This is a genomic window from Psychrobacillus sp. 05T411 (genome assembly GCF_056396485.1).
This window is the reverse complement of the sequence record NZ_JBFTLO010000035.1, coordinates 1-18,991: the sequence shown is the minus strand read 5'-3', so window position 1 is coordinate 18,991 and position 18,991 is coordinate 1. Positions and strand designations below refer to the sequence as shown.

Here is an 18,991-nt window from a genome sequence, read left to right as displayed (position 1 = left end):
CCAGGCGTGAAACGTAAAAAGAAATCAGAAGCTGCACGTAAACGTAAGTGGTAAATTAATCCCAACCATCCCTACGTTCAAAACACGTACTGTATGATTAACATTTACAATTATGTAAACCGAGAAAAATTATTTTTCTCGGTTTATTTTCATTTTATGAAACTTTTCTTTTACTCATCCGTAGATAGTAATATACATATAGAAGAAGGGAGGTTTAAGGATGAAAATGTCACGATACATTATCTCTTTTTGTTTATTGTTATGCTCGTTTTTCTTAGTTATTCCTTCTTTCAATGCAGATTCACCGACTGTTTATAAAATTCCTGTCTATAAAGAAGTGGAAAAAGGCTTATACGCTTTTCTAAAGCGTTCTATTAAAGAGGCAGAAGAGGCGAATGCAGATGCCATTATATTCGAATTAAATACACCAGGTGGCTTTGTAGATTCTGCAGAAAAAATTTCTAATTTGCTTGATTCGACGTCAATTCGAAAAATAGCCTATATTAACACGGAAGCGTTATCAGCGGGGGCATATTTAGCACTTCATACGGATGAAATTTATATGGCTCCTAGTGGGACGATGGGTGCTGCAGCGGTAATTGATGGCAGTGGTAATACGGCCGATGAAAAAGCAAATAGTGCATGGAAAGCTAAAATGATTAACGCGGCAAAGCTTACTGGAAAAAAACCCAAATATGCACAAGCAATGGCGGATGACACGGTAGACTTACCACAGTATAGAGCACCTGTAGGGAAATTGTTAACGTTAACTTCATCAGAAGCGTTAGAAGTGGACTATTCAAATGGAACTGTAAGCTCGTTTGAGGAGTTATTAACGAAAACAAATCTTGCAAATGCGAAAGTAATTGAAACAGAAGAGACATTTATGGAATCGGTTGCAAGATTTATTACGCATCCAATTATCGTGCCAATTTTATTATCGATTGCTAGTTTAGGTTTGATCGTTGAACTGTATTCTCCTGGATTTGGAGTTGCAGGGACAATGGGGCTTATCTCCATTGGACTGTTCTTTTTTGGGCATCTAGTAGCGGGTCTTGCAGGCTATGAAACATTGATAATTTTTGTTATTGGGGTTCTATTAATAATAGCCGAATTCTTCTTGCCTGGAGGAATTAGTGGTATATTAGGTGCAGCTGCTATTATTTTTAGTATAATACTAGCAGGAGGCAATATTGTGCAAATGAGTATTGCTGTATTAATTGCTTTAACAGTAGCTATAGTGGGAATGGTGATTATTATGAAGTTCTTTGGAAAACAGATGAAAGCATTGAACAAAATTATTTTGTCCGATGCTACAACGACAGAGCAAGGGTATGTATCCAATGAAAATCGAGTAGATTTAATTGGAAAAGTGGCTGTTACGATGACTCCCCTTAGACCGTCTGGAACTATACGTATCGACAATGAGCGAATCGATGCAGTATCCGATGGTAGTTTTGTTGCGAAGGATAAACAAGTTACAATTATTAAAGTAGAAGGCTCTCGTATAGTTGTACGAGAAGTCGCGGAAGAGGAGGCAACATAATGATTTTTACTGGATCAACCATTACATTAATCATAGTGATCGTTTTAGCATTTATCTTGCTATCGGTATTTTTCACTTTTTTCCCAATTACACTATGGATCTCTGCTTTAGCAGCGGGAGTAAAAATAAGTATCTTTACACTTGTAGGGATGAGGTTACGTCGAGTAATCCCATCACGCATTGTCAATCCACTTATTAAAGCACATAAGGCCGGATTAAAAGTGGCAATCAATCAATTAGAGAGTCATTATTTAGCAGGTGGTAACGTAGACCGCGTTGTCAATGCGCTTATCGCTGCGCACCGTGCAAATATTGAACTAACATTTGAACGAGCTGCAGCCATCGATTTAGCGGGTCGAGATGTACTGGAAGCAGTACAAATGTCTGTAAACCCGAAAGTAATTGAAACACCATTTATCGCCGGTGTTGCGATGAACGGGATTGAAGTAAAAGCGAAAGCACGTATTACTGTTCGTGCCAATATCGACCGTTTAGTCGGTGGTGCGGGTGAAGAGACAATCGTTGCTCGTGTTGGTGAAGGAATTATCTCCACAATCGGATCAAGTACTAGCCATGAACGCGTACTTGAGAACCCGGATTTAATTTCTCAAACTGTGTTAGCTAAAGGATTAGACTCTGGTACGGCATTTGAAATTCTATCGATTGATATTGCGGACGTTGATATAGGTAAAAATATCGGGGCAGAATTACAAACAGAGCAAGCAGAAGCAGATAAGAAAATCGCACAAGCAAAAGCGGAAGAACGTCGTGCGATGGCCGTTGCATCAGAGCAAGAGATGAAAGCAAAAGTAGTAGAAATGCGCTCGAAAGTTGTAGAGGCAGAAGCAGAAGTACCACTTGCAATGGCAGAGGCATTAAGAGAAGGAAATATTGGTGTAATGGATTATATGAACTATAAAAACATCCAAGCAGACACTAGTATGAGAGACTCCATTAGTAAAGTCGGAGGAGATAAACCTTCTACAGAGTTGAAAGACTAGTCTTAAACCGCGGAAAGGAGGTCTTTCTCCTTGGAATCTTTAATTATTTTCATTATCATTGGTATTATTAGCGCATTGTTTGGCAAAAAAAAGCCCGAGCAAAAAAATGCGCCAAAACCGGTCAAAAAAGTTTCACCACAAAAACCTTTTGCTGAAAACCCCTTTAAAAATTTAGGTGAGTTAGCGAAGGAGTTTAAACAAGAACAGCAAGCGGGATTAGAGCGTAGAACGACAGCTCCGAAGCCAGAACCTGTTCGACCGGTAAAAGTAGAAAGAGTTCAACGTGAAGTGAATCGTGATCAAGGTGCGCCAAGATCTTCTGGACGATTATCTGTTCACCAAGAAAACAAACCAGCCTTGCATGTTACAAAACCAGCAATAGCGAGAGTTTTACCTGATACAAAGGATGAACTTGTCCGGGCTATTGTTTTATCCGAAATATTAGCACCACCAAAATCCAAAAGATAACTCATGAACACCCCTTTACATGCATAAATTCATGTAAAGGGGTGTTTTTTTATGAAACAGTTATTTCCACTCCACGCGAGTATTATGATTGATAATTTTAGTGATATCATTTTGGAGTACGAAATAACCCTTCTTAGCTTAAAAGAAAATAGCGTAGTATGTTCTTATGATAATTATGTATTGGAAATTAATGCGGATAGCTTACAAATCAAATCGCTATCGGCAGATCGTCTGCATTTAACAGTGGAACAGCTTAACTTTTTTAATTTAACTAGGAAGGATCGTACGTAATGGCAAGCCTTATTCGAGTACAAATACCGATGTCCACAGATCAACATGCACTATTTCAACGTTTGTTTGCTCTTAATATTAACATCTCCAATGTGTATAGCAGCAATCAATATTTATATTTCTCGATAAAAAAGAAAGATTTAAAGGCTTTTCGAAAAGTTAGAAAAGCGATGAAAATATCTGTGCATTTAGTCGATGAAACAAAAAAAGGCATTATTTCTTCAAATTCATACTCTTTCATTGGCGTGGCTCTATTTTTTATCATTCCGATTCTGCTTGCACAATTTATTTGGACAATTCATATTGAATCAGATTCACCGGAAAATAATGTGTTGTTGTATGAAGAGCTAAAAACGATGAATATTAAAGAAAAAATGCTTGTATCCTCCTTGCCTGCTGAACAAGAAATTAGGCAAAAGCTTTTGTTAAAATACAAAGAGTATTCATGGGTGCATTTTAGCCAGTCAGGTTCTATTCTTATCGTATCCCCGATGCTTGCACCAATTCAAACGGAGCGAGAAATAAAAGATGCACCACCTGTCCATTTAATCGCTAAGAGAAGTGGAGTAATTACAGATTTTGAACTAGTTAAAGGGGTAAGGACAGTACAAAAAAATGTGGCTGTTAAAAAAGGGGATACACTCGTAAATGGGTTTGTCACACAAGGAGAGAAACGAATAATTACGAGTGCGGAGGGGAAAGTATATGCAAGTTATTGGATTGAACTACAGTTTGAACTTCCCAAAAAAGTAGCAATCGTAAAGCCAAATGAAAAAGAGTTAGTGATTCGGAAAAAAGATAAGTCGAATATTCCTTATTGGAAAGAAATTGCTCTTCCTACTTTTTTGAGAAACTTTGTTGAGGCTGGATACGTACAAAAAAATATAGAAGAGACATACGAGTTAAATGAAAAATCAATGGAACGATTAATACGACCGTTATTATTTCAAAAAATAATCAATGAATTACCTGCGGGTACACAAATATTAGAAGATAAAGTTTTGCAGGTATCTATACAAAATGATAAAGTAAAAGGGAAAGTATTATTACTAGTCAATGAAAACATTGCAATACCACAAGTTATACCCCAAGGAGACGAAGCATGAGCGAACAAAAACAATTGGATATAAATTTGCAGGACCCGACTGAAGCAGTAATGCTACTCGGTATATCGGATAAAAATGTAAAGCTTATTGAAGCGGAACTAAAGGTACAACTCATCACTAGAGGCGAACAAATTCAAATTGTTGGTGAAGAGAAAAATGTGGAAGAAGCGAAAAAACTCATGGTACAACTTCTTGCAGTTATTCGCAAAGGCATCAATATTAACTTACGTGATGTTACTTCTGCTGTTGAAATGAGCTTAAACGGAACGATTGAATATTTTTCAAGTTTGTATGATGAAGAAATTGCAAGAAATACAAAAGGTAAAGCAATTCGTGCTAAAACGATTGGGCAACGAGAATATATACAAGGCATTCGACATTCGGATCTGGCATTTGGAATTGGTCCAGCGGGTACAGGTAAAACGTATTTGGCGGTCGTGATGGCAACGCAAGCATTGAAAAATGCCCATGTGAAAAAAATCATTTTAACGCGCCCTGCAGTCGAGGCTGGTGAGAGCCTAGGTTTCTTACCCGGAGACTTAAAAGAGAAGGTAGACCCTTATTTACGCCCCTTATATGATGCCTTGCACGATGTACTAGGGACAGAGCAAACAGATCGACTAATGGAACGTGGGACGATTGAAATTGCACCGCTTGCTTATATGCGCGGTAGAACGCTAGATGATGCCTTTGTTATTTTAGATGAAGCCCAAAACACAACGAAAGCTCAGATGAAGATGTTTTTAACCAGACTTGGATTTGGCTCCAAAATGGTTATAACAGGGGATAAAACGCAGATAGATTTACCGAGAGGTGCGGAATCTGGACTTATCGTTGCAGAGAAAATTTTACATCATGTTGCAGGTATCCATTTTCAATATTTAGAACAAGGTGACGTTGTTCGTCATCCGCTAGTTGCTAAAATTATACAAGCATACGATGAACAACAATCCTAGTGTAATGGTTAATTACGTTTTCAGATTAAGTCGAACTTGAATTTTTAGTAAAAGCAAAAATACTAGGGGCGCCAGCACAGCTAGCGCCCCTAGTATTTTTGGGATTTATGGAAATTCGTCCGACACACACCTACAGGACAATTAAACTTTTCGATTATGTGCATCCAGTAAATGGATTAGGGCAACTAATTGGTCATGGAAAGCAACCAGTTCTAGTCTGAAAGCAACTAAATCAGCACGAGGGCAACCAAAATGCCGGTGAAAGCAACCAATTCTCAAAGTAGCTCTTTACTTGGAAAAACAAGCCGCATATTATAGTTACCTATTCATAAAAAAGCAGCTAAAGACACAATTTTAGTTGCTCAGCGCTTTTCTATTCACTTACCTTTTTATAAAACTATTTTCCAAAAGTACTATTAATAAATAGCATTTGCACTTTATGAAGTAGCGATCATTTAGTCAGTAGCAATCAAAAGACATACAAGTGGAAGCGTGGGCCTATAGAAACTCTATTATAGAGTTAAATTATAATAAATATTTGATGTATCTTTACTAGTCGCTAAGGATATTTATTAAAAAAACACTGTTTCAATGTCTTCAGATAAGCTGGAAACTTTTTTTGCTGACCGTTGCTTTTGTTAATTTTTCCGGAAATTGTAATGACTAGCTTTAACTTTAAGGTATAATGAAAGGACAAGCTGTGAAGGAGCTGAGTATAGAGTGAAGACCATTTTATTAAAATGGAGAGAATGGCGCAATCATCAATATCTCCCTTTCGTTATCATTCTCTTAACAGCGGTTTGCATGTTCTTTCTAATAATCGGAAATGTGAAAGAAAGTAAATATGACATAGAACGATTCCAGTTATCACCGGATACGATTCGATCTGTTAAAACGATGGAAGATCCCATCAAAACAGAAGAAGAAAGAGAAAAAGTAGCATCAGAAGTGCTCCCAGTCTACCAATTTCAGGACGAAACTGCAGATAACCAAGCTGCGATTATTCGCTCCATTTTCGATAATGTGCTTGAAGTGAAAAAAAATAAGACAGAAGAATTAGTAGAAGATGAAATGGATATATCCCTAGCGAAGCTGAAAGATGAAATGGATATTTTAGCGGAAAATGCAAGCATCATACCTTTGAGTGATGAAATGTTAACTGTTTTATTGAAGCAGTCGACTCCCGTATTGCGTGAGTCAAAAGAGAAATTATCTGCTCTAGCAGAAAAAGCTTTAAATGAACCAATCCGAACTGAAAATATTCCAGCTGCTCGGGAAAAGGTTGCTTCACAAGTGACAAATACTTTTGGATATTCATCAGAATATATGAATATCCTTATCAATATAGCGCGTGGTTCAATTGTAGCAACGGAAATCGAAAATGAAGAGCTTACGAAGTTGCGGATTGAACAAGCAAAGGCAAGTGTTGAACCAACGAGAATTCTACAAGGGCAAATCCTTGTCCAAAAAGGAGAATTAATAGACCGAGAAGTTTATAGGCAAATTGAATTGCTCGGCATGTTAACCAATAAAACATCTTATAAGCCGCCAGTAGGTGTTGGACTGTTTGTTGTTCTTACAATGTGGATCCTATTTGCTCAAACATTTCGTAAAAAAGAAAAAAACATTAATAATGCTAAAAACTTAGTGGTCGTTGCTTTCAGTCTAATCATTTCTGTGTTAATTATGAAAGTATTACAATCGGTTGCCTATAATTTTGATGTAGTCATCGCCTTTATATTTCCGTCTGCAATGATATCCATTTTTGTTTACTTATTAGTAAATGAACGTGCTGCACTGATCACTAGTTTTGTTGTCGCTGCTTATGCTGGTATTATCTTTCAAGAAGGATATACGAATGTGTTTCAAATGGAAATTACCTTATACATATTATTTGGTAGTATAGCAGGTATTTTCGCTATGCAGCGTACACATAATAATTCTCAAATATTTAGAGGAAGCTTTATCGTTTCAGCGGTAAACTTATTATTTATTTTATTTTATTTATTAATGACAAAAACGACCTATGAATTTTCAGATATACTGTTTTATGTTGGAGCAGCTGTATTATCGGGTATACTATCAGGGGCACTTACGATTGGAATCTTGCCGTTTTTTGAATCAGTATTTGGCATTTTATCGAAAATGCGATTAATTGAACTTTCCAATCCCAATCATCCATTATTAAAAAAGATATTAACGGAAACACCTGGAACGTATCATCATAGTTTAATGGTTGCTAACTTGGCGGATGCAGCTTGTGAGGCAGTTGGTGCGAACGGTTTGCTGGCACGTGTAGGGTGTTATTATCATGATATCGGTAAGACGAAACGAGCGGGATTTTTTATCGAAAATCAAGTCAATGGATACAATCCACATGATAGTTTACCACCAGAAACGAGTCGTGATATTATTATTGCACATGCTGTAGATGGTGCAGGGATTTTACAAAAATATAAAATGCCAAAAGAAATAGTCGATATTGCAGCACAACATCACGGAACAAGCTTACTTAAATTCTTTTACCATAAAGCAAAAGAAATGAAAGAAGATATCATCGAAGAACAGTACAGGTATCCAGGACCAAAACCACAAACGAAGGAAATTGCCATTATTTCGGTTGCCGATAGTGTCGAAGCAGCTGTTCGCTCGTTGAAAGAACCGAGCGCGGAGAAGATTAAGGAATTAATCCAATCCATTATTACAGACAAGTTACTGGACGGACAATTTGACGAATGCGATCTATCGTTAAAGGAAATAAAGAAAATGGAAGAAAGTTTCTGTACAACGATGAATGGGACATTCCATTCCCGTATTGAATACCCAAAATAACGAGGTTAGGGGCTAAAAGAATGCTAGAACTAGATTTAATGGACGAAACAAATACAATATCTGAAGAAACGATGACGCTTGTAGAAAAAGTATTAACTTCTGCTGCTTCGCAATTAGCAGTGAAAGAGGGTAGTGAAGTAAGCGTTACATTTGTAACAAATGAAGCTATACAAGAGATTAATAAAACATATCGCCAAAAAGATATGCCCACAGATGTCATCTCATTTGCTATGGAAGAAATGGGCGAGGGGGAAATCGAAATCAAGGATGCGGATATTCCGACTTTACTTGGAGATATTATCATATCGGTTGAACGTACATCAGAACAAGCAGAATCATACGGTCATACATTTGAACGAGAACTTTGTTTTTTAGCAGTGCATGGTTTTTTACATTTGCTCGGCTATGATCACGGGACGGAAGAAGAAGAGAAAGAAATGTTCAGCTTACAAGAAACGATTTTACAAGCGTTTGGTTTAAAGCGTGAAGGCCATGGACATTCATAAGTTTTTTAAGTCGTTTATTTATGCTTCACAAGGCGTAGTGCATGTCGTTAGAAGTGAACAAAATTTTCGTTTCCACATACTAGCAGCAGTAATTGTTTTAATCCTAAGCTCCCTTTCCGGCTTATCGAAATGGGAATGGATAATCATTATCATATTAATATGTGGTATGTTCGTGATAGAATTAGTAAACGCGTCGATTGAACGTGTCGTCGATTTAACATCGCCCGAACTACATCCGCTTGCTAAACAGGCAAAGGATCTGGCGGCAGGGGCGTGTCTTGTGTATGCCATTTGCACAGTAATCGTAGGTTTAATCATATTTATCCCGAAATGGTCGGGAATATTATTTTTGAGGTGAAAAAGATGGATAAAAAAATGTTATTAGAAGCATCTATTAAAGCAAGAGAAAAAGCATATGTGCCTTATTCAAAATTTCCTGTTGGAGCAGCACTTTTAACGAAAGACGGAGAAGTGATTCAAGGTTGTAATATCGAAAATTCATCTTTTGGTTTGACGAACTGTGCGGAGCGTACTGCTATATTTAAAGCAGTATCTGAAGGGAAAAAGGAATTTGCTGCAATCGCAGTTTCAGGGAATACAGAAGGACCTATTTCCCCGTGCGGCGCGTGTAGACAAGTACTTGCAGAATTTTGTGATCAAGATATGCCGGTTTTCTTAACGAACTTGAATGGTCAAGTATTAGAAACGACGGTAGCAGAGTTATTACCGGGTGCATTTACAACGGAGGATTTGGAATATGGAGCAAAATAATAAAGGGTTTAAATCAGGATTTATCTCAATCATCGGACGTCCAAATGTAGGGAAATCCACATTTTTAAATAGAGTAATTGGCCAAAAAATTGCCATTATGAGTGACAAGCCTCAGACAACTCGAAACAAAGTACAAGGTGTCTTAACATTAGATGACAGCCAAATGATTTTCATCGATACACCAGGTATTCATAAACCAAAGCATAAACTTGGGGACTTCATGTTAAAAGTAGCAAAAAATACACTTCGTGAAGTGGATGCTATTTTGTTCATGGTGAACGCAACAGAACCAAGAGGTAAAGGTGACGAATTCATTATCGATATGCTTGAGAAGAATGAAACGCCAGTTTTCTTAGTTATTAATAAAATCGATCAAGTGCATCCAGACGATTTAATCGCAATCATTGAGTCATATAAAGACAAGTATGATTTTGCTGAAATTGTACCAATATCCGCTCTACAAGGAAATAATGTAGATCGCTTGCTTGAAACCATTCAAAAATACTTGCCAGAAGGCCCTCAATATTACCCTGCGGATCAAGTAACTGATCACCCAGAACGATTCATCATCTCTGAATTGATTCGTGAAAAAGTACTTCATTTAACGCGTGAAGAGATTCCTCATTCCATTGCGGTAGTTATTGATAAGATTAAAAAAGAAGAAGACACTGAAAAAGACATGATCCGTGTAATGGCCACGATTATCGTAGAGAGAGACTCCCAAAAAGGTATTGTTATCGGGAAAAGAGGCGCACTTTTAAAAGAAGTAGGAACAAGAGCACGCCATGATATCGAAATGTTGCTTGGAACGAAAGTGTTTTTAGAATTATGGGTAAAAGTACAAAAAGATTGGCGCAATAAATCAACCCATTTACGTGATTACGGATTTAGAGAAGACGAGTATTAAGAAATGAAATGCGAAAGGCGCCTATAGATACATATAGGCGCAAAAAGTTAGACACTAAGAAGGAAGGGAAGGCTTGTGCTTCAAAAAGTAGAAGGCATTGTCTTGCGGACTTCATCTTACGGAGAAACAGATAAAATTGTTACGATATTTTCAAGAGAATTAGGAAAAAGAGCTGCCATGGCTAGGGGGGCTAAAAAACCAACGAGCCGCCTATCTTCTATTTCCCAACCGTTTACCTATGCTTATTTTTTAATTCAGCAAGGAAGAGGTATGGGGACGTTACAGCAAGGTGAAATAATCGATTCAATGCGATCGATTCGAGAAGATATTTTTACAACTGCTTATGCCAGTTTCATCATGGAGTTAGTAGATAAGTTAATAGAAGATGAGGGTCCGAAACCTCATGTATTTACTATTTTACAAGAGGCGTTGGAGGCTATTTCCGAAGAGTATGATCCAGAAGCCATTAGTTTATTTGTAGAATGGAAGATGCTTCCGATTGCTGGGATTTACCCAGTGTTGCATCAATGTACTAACTGCGGTGCTACGGACGGAGAATTTGCATTTTCTTTCGCTCAAATAGGCTTCCTTTGCCACCGGTGCTTCCCGGTTGATCCATATTTAATACGGTTAACACCAGCGCAAGTAAAGCTAATCCGCACGTTTTATACTGTTCCGATTGGCCAAGTTGGCAAACTTACGCTAAAAAAGGAAACAAAGGGCTTTATAAAAAAAATTGTTCGAACTATCTATAACGAACAAATAGGAATTCGATTGAAGTCCCAAGGGTTTTTAGATCAAATGGAAAAAACACCAGAATTTTTTAATCCCAAAAAAGATCCAAGTTCCGAAGAATAACTTCGAACTTGGATCTTTTTGCATGCTGAACCCTATTTTGGGTAGGGAGAAGCTATCTGAGCAATTAGCTCTCGTCCGAGCAAATAATTGAACTATTCCCAACATAAATCCGGTTATACAACCATAAACAAAAAAACCAAATCAGACGATTGTCTAATTTGGTTTTTTACCATTAAAACTGTAATTGCTCTACAATATAAGCTTTTACATCAGCTATCGGCATTCTTGTTTGTTCCATCGAATCACGGTGACGAACCGTTACTTGACCATCTGTTTCTGAATCGAAATCGTAAGTGATACAGAATGGTGTTCCGATTTCGTCTTGGCGACGGTAACGTTTTCCGATTGATTGAGACTCGTCAAAGTCAACCATGAAATGTTTACTTAAATCAGAGAATAAGGCTGTTGCGCCTTCTGATAATTTTTTCGACAAAGGTAAAATTGCTGCCTTCACTGGTGCTAGAGCAGGGTGGAAACGTAATACGGTACGTTTATCGTCACCTTCTAATTGCTCTTCGTCATATGCTTCACAAAGGAAGGCTAATGTAACTCGGTCTGCTCCAAGAGATGGCTCAATGCAATAAGGAACATAGCGCTCATTCGTAATAGGGTCGATATAGTTAAAGTCTTCCCCAGAATGTTCCATATGTTGTTTTAAGTCAAAGTCTGTACGGTCAGCGATACCCCATAGCTCACCCCAACCAAATGGGAATTTATATTCGATATCAGTCGTTGCATTCGAATAGTGAGATAATTCATCATCTGAGTGGTCACGTAAACGAATGCTATCTTCTGAAACGCCTAAGTTTAATAACCAATCCTTACAATAATTGCGCCAGAACTCAAACCATTCCATATCTTCGCCTGGTTTACAGAAAAATTCTAATTCCATCTGTTCGAATTCTCTCGTACGGAATGTAAAGTTACCAGGAGTAATTTCGTTACGGAAGCTTTTTCCTACTTGTGCAATACCAAATGGCATTTTTTTACGCATAGAACGCTGTACATTCTTGTAGTTAACGAAGATACCTTGTGCGGTTTCTGGACGTAAGAAAATTTCGTTTGTAGATGATTCCGTTACCCCTTGGAACGTTTTAAACATTAAGTTAAATTGACGAATATCCGTATAGTCAAACGCTCCACAAGAAGGGCATACGACGTTATGCTCTTTCATGATTTCTTCCATTTTTTCAAATGAAAGTCCATCTATAACCATTTCAATACCTTTTTTATCAAGTGCATCTTCGATAATTTTGTCCACACGATGACGAGATTTACACTTTTTACAGTCAATCATTGGATCATTAAAATTGCCGATATGTCCAGATGCTACCCAAGTTTTTGGGTTCATTAAAATGGCTGCATCTAATCCAACGTTGTATGGAGATTCTTGTACGAATTTTTTCCACCAAGCTTTTTTAATATTGTTTTTTAATTCCACACCAAGTGGCCCATAATCCCAAGTGTTCGCAAGTCCGCCATAAATTTCAGATCCGGGGAATACAAATCCTCTTTGTTTTGCTAAACTTACTACTGTTTCCATTGAAAATTCCATAACAAACCCTCCACATTTTTGTGTGCTTTTAAAAAGAAAAAAACTCGTCTCCGGGCCATATTAGGCCCGGGGACGAGTTTTTTAACCCGCGGTTCCACCCCGATTGATTGTGCAATACAATCCTCTTTAAAAGCATAAGCTCTGAGCTGCCGTTTCCTGTTTTGTGGTCTTTCACTATCACCACTCGCTAGATTACAGTACTTATAATGCTCTTCAACGCTTTATTATTTGATGTTATTGTAACATGAGCCAGTTTACTTCGCAATAAAGGAGTAAGTAGTATATAATAATTAAGGATACAGTAGAACATTTTGAGGCGGTGATTCCAATCGAACTCAACAAACGGCAAAACGAAATTTTGGAGATTGTTAAAGGTAATGGCCCTATAACAGGTGAGCAAATTGCAGAAAGACTAAGCTTAACTAGGTCTACTTTACGACCAGATCTTGCTATTTTAACAATGGCTGGCTTTTTAGACGCCAGACCGCGCGTTGGTTATTTTTATTCTGGCAAAAAAACAAGCCAAGCAATTTCAGATAATATCGCCCAGATGGTAGTAAAAGACTTCCAATCTATTCCCGTTGTTGTAGAAGAAAGCATGACAGTGTATGATGCTATATGTCATATGTTTTTAGAAGATGTAGGATCGTTATTTGTCGTGGATAAACAATCTCTATTATCTGGTGTACTTTCGAGAAAAGACTTTTTACGTACAAGTATTGGAAATCAGGATTTAAATAAACTCCCAGTACATATGATTATGACAAGGATGCCAAATATTACGTATTGCACGAAAGAAGATACGCTAATTGAAGTAGCCAATAAATTAATGAGTCGTCAAATTGACTCATTACCAGTAATAAAAGAACGAAAAGATGGTTTAGAGGTAGTTGGAAGGGTGACGAAAACGAATATTACACGTGCTTTCTTATCTTTAGCCGATGACCACGACTTATAAGGAGTGACACGATGAAAATGTTAAACCTGTTTATTGTCTCAGATTCTATCGGTGAAACGGGCGAACTAGTGGCAAAAGCGGCAGTAAGTCAGTTTAGACCAGGTCTACAACATACGAAATTAAAGCGATTTACACATATCGATTCATTGGATCATATTAAAGAGATTACCGAACTAGCAAAAGAACAAGATGCTATTATTTTATATACCCTTGTGCAAACGAATATGCGAGATGCCTTAATCGAATACTGTCATGCATATGGATTAGCTTCGGTAGACTTAATCGGTCCTGTGATTAACTTGCTCGAGAAAAGTTTAGACGAGAGACCATTCGAAGAGCCAGGACTAGTCCGTAAGCTAGATGAAGATTACTTCAAAAAAATAGAAGCGATTGAATTTGCAGTAAAATATGATGACGGAAGAGATCCGCGCGGCTTATTGCAAGCGGACATTGTCTTAATTGGCGTTTCTAGAACTTCTAAAACACCATTATCTCAATATTTGGCGCATAAAAGATATAAAGTAGCCAACGTGCCATTAGTACCGGAAGTTGAACCTCCGGAAGAACTATTCCTAGTGGATCCAGCAAAATGTTTTGGTTTAGTAATTACACCTGAAAAGCTAAATTCCATTCGAAAAGAAAGATTAATAGCTATTGGTTTAAATGATGATGCAAGTTATGCTAAAATAGAACGGATAAATGAAGAAATTGCCCATTTCGAAAAAGTAGTAAAAAGAATTGGGTGTACTGTAATTGATGTAACAAATCGAGCAGTAGAAGAAACGGCCAATTTAGTAATTAATCATATTCAACAAAAATAATTATAAAAAAAATGAACCGATTCACGTTTGTGAAAAGGTTTTTTTGTATTGCGAATCGAATAAAGTATAGATTAATAATATGAAATGACTTATAATAGTTATTTGTGGAAAAAAGAATATAACTATATCAAACTTTTTTTATGAATTATTTTGTCGTTTCTTGCAGGATTTTTATAATTTATCTCGAATTAATAAAGTAGCGAGTAAAGATGGTGAATTAATGACAAATCGTATAGAAGAAGAAGTTATCGAACAAGTTAGAAATAACACAGATATTGTCGATGTTGTTAGTGAATATGTTCAATTAACGAAAAGAGGTAGAAATTATTTTGGTTTATGCCCTTTTCATGGAGAACAAACACCATCTTTTTCAGTAACGCAGGAGAAACAGATTTTTCATTGTTTCGGGTGTGGTGCTGGTGGAAATGTAATCACATTTTTAATGGATATCGAAAATCTTTCGTTCCAAGATGCTGTAAGTAAACTTGGAAGTCGAATTGGACTTACGATTGAAGAAAGTTCCTCCGATCATTCAGAAGCAAAAGCACCTGTCTCAAAAGAAGTATCGATTATGAAAAAAGCGCATGAATTTGCCAGCGATTATTTTCATCATTTATTACTTCATACGGAGGAAGGAGAAAATGCATTACATTACTTAGAGGAAAGAGGGTTTTCTACCGAAATCATCGAAAAGTATAAAATTGGATGGTCATTACCTAATTGGGATGCTTTAACAACATTATTAGCACGAAAAGGTATGGATTTACAAGAAATAGAGAAAACTGGGCTTATTATCCGAAAAGAAAATGAATTAAAGTATTTCGACCGTTTTAGAGGAAGAATAATGTTTCCGGTGTTTGATGAAGCGGGACATGTCATCGCTTTTTCGGGGAGAATTCTGGAAAAAAGTGAAAATGAAGCAAAATATTTAAATAGCCCAGAATCGCCTATCTTCCAGAAAAGCCAAGTGCTGTATAATTTAGATAAAGCTCGTTTGGAAATTCGTAAACAACGAAATGTAGTTGTCTTCGAAGGCTTTTTAGATGTAATTGCAGCATCCACAGCAGGAATATCTAATGGTATTGCAACTATGGGGACGGCTTTGACGTCACAACATATAACAAAATTGAATAGATTGACATCAAACGTCACATTATGTTATGACGGGGATAAAGCTGGTATGGAAGCAGCTAAGAGAGCAGCAACTGCTTTGCAAGCTCAAAACATCCAAACAGAGGTAGCCATTATACCGGATGCGATGGATCCAGATGATTATATTAAAAACTACGGGGAAGAAGCTTTTCGTACGAAAATTATGGAAAAGCCCCATTCCTATTTATCCTTTATGATGATTGTTTCTAAGCGTGATAAGAATTTTAATAACKAAAATGATACATTACAGTATATTCAAGAAATATTGGAAATACTGAGTGAGAGAAATTCTTCTGTAGAGCGTGATTTGTACATTCGACAACTTTCACAAGAAACAAACGTGTCGGAGGAAGCAATCTATCAACATTTACGAAAACTCCAAGGGAAAAAAGCAAAACAATTTAAAAGTGAGCCATCTATTCCTCTCCCAACTAATCAGGAATTGACTAAAAAGAAGAGGACTTTATCGGCAGATGAGCGAGCAGAACGAATATTACTTTCTCATATGCTATATAATGCACAAATAATTGATGTGGCACGAAACAATTCTGGGGACCAATGTTTTATAAGGGATGCATACGAAGCAGTTTATGTAAGCTTAACCGGATTTTATGAACAGTATCCAGATGGAGATTATCAACGATTTTTAGAAGTACTTAATGATGCACAACTTAGAAATATAGTTATGGAAGCTGCGCTCTCAGAACGTGATCCAGAACATGAAACTGAGGAAGTCATGGACTGCTTGCGCCATATTCGAAAATACCGGATAGAGCAACAAATTGAGCGGAAGTTACATGAAGCAAAAGAGGCAGAGAAAATGACGGATATGACAAAAGCTTTGCAACTTGCTCAAGAAGCTATTCAGTTAAAAAAGTCGTTAGCAACTTTTGAATAAACATCCGGTAGTAAAAGGAGGATTTCTTATGGCGGACAAGTCTGAACGTACAAAAGAAACGGATATTGAATTATCATTAGAAGAAGCAAAAAAACAATTAATCGAATTAGGTAAAAAAAATGGGGAGTTAACGTATCATGATATTGCGGAAAAACTAGCTCATTTTGAATTGGAATCCGACCAAATCGAAGAATTTATCGATCATTTGGAAGGGAAAGAAATTGAACTTAGCCGAAAAGATGGTGACGAAGAAGATTTAGATCGTTTGATGAAAGGAAAAGAAGAAACTTTCGATTTAAATGATTTAAGCGTGCCACCTGGTGTTAAGATTAACGACCCAGTTCGTATGTATTTAAAAGAAATCGGACGAGTGGATTTATTAAAAGCCTCCGAGGAAATTGCACTTGCAGAAAGAATCGAACAAGGGGATGAAGAAGCTAGAAAACGTCTAGCAGAGGCAAACCTTCGACTAGTTGTAAGTATTGCAAAACGTTACGTAGGTCGTGGAATGCTATTCTTAGATTTAATCCAAGAAGGAAATATGGGACTTATTAAAGCAGTTGAAAAGTTTGATCACCGTAAAGGGTTCAAATTTAGTACGTATGCTACTTGGTGGATTAGACAAGCGATTACACGTGCGATAGCGGACCAAGCGCGTACTATTCGTATTCCGGTGCATATGGTTGAAACGATTAATAAATTAATTCGTGTTCAAAGACAATTATTGCAAGACTTAGGTCGTGAGCCTTCTCCAGAGGAAATTGGAGAAGAAATGGATTTACCTCCAGAAAAAGTACGCGAAATCCTAAAAATTGCACAAGAGCCAGTTTCTCTAGAAACTCCTATTGGAGAAGAAGACGATTCGCACTTAGGTGATTTTATCGAAGATGCGGATGCTCAATCCCCTTCAGATCACGCTGCGTATGAACTATTAAAAGAACAATTAGAAGATGTGCTAGACACATTAACGGATCGTGAAGAAAACGTTCTTCGTCTTCGATTCGGTTTAGATGATGGTCGTACGAGAACGCTGGAGGAAGTAGGAAAAGTGTTTGGTGTTACACGTGAACGTATTCGCCAAATCGAAGCGAAAGCACTACGTAAGCTTCGTCATCCTTCCCGCAGTAAACGTCTAAAAGATTTCTTAGAATAATTTTTTTCGAAGAGGCATCCTTGTAGGGTGTCTTTTTCTGCATTATACTTAATGTTAACTGTCAGATGAAATGAGGACGAGAAATGTCAGTTCAACGTAAGCAAATTATCCTAAATGAAATTGCTTTTTGGAAGAAAAATAAACTACTTCCAGAACATTATTGCGATTTTCTAACAGCACTTTATGCGCAGGGAGAAGAGGAAGAGAGAAAAGAGAAGCATTCCGAGGCAGTTCTTGCCAAGGAAAAAAAGAATAAAAATAGCTTATATCTAGCACTTGGCTTTATTACAATTCTATTAATAGCATCACTCATTTTAATTACGACTCTTGCCTTTATACCCATTATCGCATCGGGAATTGCTATATGCTCTTTTTTATACATAGCTAGTAAACTAGCAAAAACAAAATCGGTGATGACACCTTTATTATTCGTTTTTTCCGCATTACTACTTTTAGGAATATCGTTCAAAGTATGGGATGTTTACTTTTTTGATCATCCAAGTGTATTAATTGGTTTGATCATTGCTAACTGTTTACTATGGTTGTTTTCAGGACTCCTTTTAAAGCTAGTGTATTTTAGCGTTTCAGGAATTGTCGGAATAGTACTTATTTTATTTTACTTATTTAGATATTATTTATAATCATTCGAACGTCAACAGACTAATTTGTTGGCGTTTTTTTATTGTACTTAATATAGGGAAAATGTGTCTTAGTGCGTTGACTAGAGTCAGCTGTGATTTTCGCTGCAGTCTGACGCTTTCCGTGGGGTGAGTGATGAGCCTTCACCGCCGCTTGCGCGTACGTTGTGAAGTCTCATCTTACTCACTTGATCCCACTGGAGTCGCCGCCTGCAGCGAAAATCAATGGAAATTTCTTACTAATTTGGTGTATGTAGTTATCAGAAATTTCAATTGATCATGTCCACTAGTCAATATTGATTAAATTGAATTGGAAAATGCTGTCTCATGACAAGTGAAGGATTATTAGGAAATAGTTCGCCTTATTCAATCATTTATTGGAATTTCGCTGTATATTCATCGTCGTCTCACTCCGAGTATACTTTCTATATTAAGAATTGGTTGCCTTCATCCGCAATTTAGTTGCTCTCGTGCTGATTTGGTTGCTTTCCGATTAGAATTGATTGCTCTCCACTTGGTACTGGTTGCCTTCCATCATCAATTGATTGCCCTTATCCATTTCCTGGATGATATT

The 18,991-nt window shown here is 37.1% G+C and carries 18 protein-coding genes; 17 read left to right on the top strand and 1 reads right to left on the bottom strand.

Annotated elements, in window-relative coordinates:
* Positions 1–220 precede the first annotated feature (220 nt).
* The 12 genes from AC1DFT_RS18485 (at position 221) to recO (ending at position 11,242) form a co-directional block, all read left to right on the top strand.
* Positions 221–1,546 (top strand): NfeD family protein, encoded by a 1,326-nt coding sequence (locus AC1DFT_RS18485; protein WP_478160725.1) that lies wholly within the window; start codon positions 221–223, stop codon positions 1,544–1,546.
* Complete coding sequence (gene floA / locus AC1DFT_RS18480; protein WP_478160723.1) at positions 1,546–2,547, top strand: flotillin-like protein FloA; 1,002 nt, start codon at positions 1,546–1,548, stop codon at positions 2,545–2,547. Before AC1DFT_RS18485 ends, floA begins: the two co-directional genes overlap by 1 nt.
* A gap of 30 nt (positions 2,548–2,577) precedes the next feature.
* Positions 2,578–3,015, top strand: a complete 438-nt coding sequence (locus tag AC1DFT_RS18475) for a hypothetical protein (protein WP_478160721.1) — start codon at positions 2,578–2,580, stop codon at positions 3,013–3,015.
* A 51-nt stretch (positions 3,016–3,066) separates the two neighbouring features.
* On the top strand, positions 3,067–3,306 hold the full coding sequence (locus AC1DFT_RS18470) for a hypothetical protein (protein WP_478160719.1): 240 nt from the start codon (positions 3,067–3,069) through the stop codon (positions 3,304–3,306).
* Positions 3,306–4,412, top strand: coding sequence for a sporulation protein YqfD (locus tag AC1DFT_RS18465; RefSeq protein ID WP_478160717.1), 1,107 nt, complete (start codon positions 3,306–3,308; stop codon positions 4,410–4,412). Before AC1DFT_RS18470 ends, AC1DFT_RS18465 begins: the two co-directional genes overlap by 1 nt.
* The gene (locus tag AC1DFT_RS18460) at positions 4,409–5,368 is read left to right on the top strand and encodes a PhoH family protein (protein WP_478160715.1); all 960 of its coding nucleotides are present in this window, start codon (positions 4,409–4,411) and stop codon (positions 5,366–5,368) included. The genes AC1DFT_RS18465 and AC1DFT_RS18460 overlap by 4 nt, the downstream gene beginning before the upstream one ends.
* 720 nt (positions 5,369–6,088) lie before the next feature.
* Complete coding sequence (locus AC1DFT_RS18455) at positions 6,089–8,200, top strand: HD family phosphohydrolase (protein ID WP_478160713.1); 2,112 nt, start codon at positions 6,089–6,091, stop codon at positions 8,198–8,200.
* 20 nt (positions 8,201–8,220) lie between these two features.
* The gene (gene ybeY, locus AC1DFT_RS18450) at positions 8,221–8,706 is read left to right on the top strand and encodes an rRNA maturation RNase YbeY (RefSeq protein ID WP_478160711.1); all 486 of its coding nucleotides are present in this window, start codon (positions 8,221–8,223) and stop codon (positions 8,704–8,706) included.
* Complete coding sequence (locus tag AC1DFT_RS18445; protein WP_478160709.1) at positions 8,693–9,064, top strand: diacylglycerol kinase family protein; 372 nt, start codon at positions 8,693–8,695, stop codon at positions 9,062–9,064. The genes ybeY and AC1DFT_RS18445 overlap by 14 nt, the downstream gene beginning before the upstream one ends.
* 5 nt (positions 9,065–9,069) lie before the next feature.
* A complete protein-coding gene (locus AC1DFT_RS18440) occupies positions 9,070–9,477 on the top strand; it encodes a cytidine deaminase (protein WP_282243543.1) in 408 nt (135 codons plus the stop codon).
* On the top strand, positions 9,464–10,384 hold the full coding sequence (gene era / locus AC1DFT_RS18435; protein ID WP_402820815.1) for a GTPase Era: 921 nt from the start codon (positions 9,464–9,466) through the stop codon (positions 10,382–10,384). Before AC1DFT_RS18440 ends, era begins: the two co-directional genes overlap by 14 nt.
* Before the next feature lie 75 nt (positions 10,385–10,459).
* Positions 10,460–11,242, top strand: a complete 783-nt coding sequence (gene recO, locus AC1DFT_RS18430; protein WP_478160707.1) for a DNA repair protein RecO — start codon at positions 10,460–10,462, stop codon at positions 11,240–11,242.
* A gap of 172 nt (positions 11,243–11,414) precedes the next feature.
* Here recO and AC1DFT_RS18425 read toward each other — a convergent pair whose 3' ends face one another.
* Entirely contained in the window at positions 11,415–12,797 is a 1,383-nt protein-coding gene (locus AC1DFT_RS18425) for a glycine--tRNA ligase (protein WP_478160705.1), read from the bottom strand.
* Between the two features lie 319 nt (positions 12,798–13,116).
* Between AC1DFT_RS18425 and ccpN the strand changes: the two genes are divergently transcribed.
* The 5 genes from ccpN (at position 13,117) to AC1DFT_RS18400 (ending at position 18,420) form a co-directional block, all read left to right on the top strand.
* Complete coding sequence (gene ccpN, locus AC1DFT_RS18420) at positions 13,117–13,755, top strand: transcriptional regulator CcpN (RefSeq protein WP_478160703.1); 639 nt, start codon at positions 13,117–13,119, stop codon at positions 13,753–13,755.
* An 11-nt stretch (positions 13,756–13,766) separates the two neighbouring features.
* A complete protein-coding gene (locus AC1DFT_RS18415; RefSeq protein WP_478160701.1) occupies positions 13,767–14,576 on the top strand; it encodes a pyruvate, water dikinase regulatory protein in 810 nt (269 codons plus the stop codon).
* Between the two features lie 220 nt (positions 14,577–14,796).
* Positions 14,797–16,626: a DNA primase gene (dnaG, locus tag AC1DFT_RS18410; RefSeq protein ID WP_478160699.1), complete on the top strand. Its 1,830-nt coding sequence runs from the start codon at positions 14,797–14,799 to the stop codon at positions 16,624–16,626.
* A 28-nt stretch (positions 16,627–16,654) separates the two neighbouring features.
* Positions 16,655–17,779 carry an RNA polymerase sigma factor RpoD gene (gene rpoD, locus AC1DFT_RS18405; protein ID WP_142538295.1) on the top strand — a complete coding sequence of 375 codons (1,125 nt, stop codon included), beginning with the start codon at positions 16,655–16,657 and terminating at the stop codon, positions 17,777–17,779.
* Between the two features lie 83 nt (positions 17,780–17,862).
* Entirely contained in the window at positions 17,863–18,420 is a 558-nt protein-coding gene (locus AC1DFT_RS18400) for a hypothetical protein (protein ID WP_478160697.1), read from the top strand.
* Positions 18,421–18,991 lie beyond the last annotated feature (571 nt).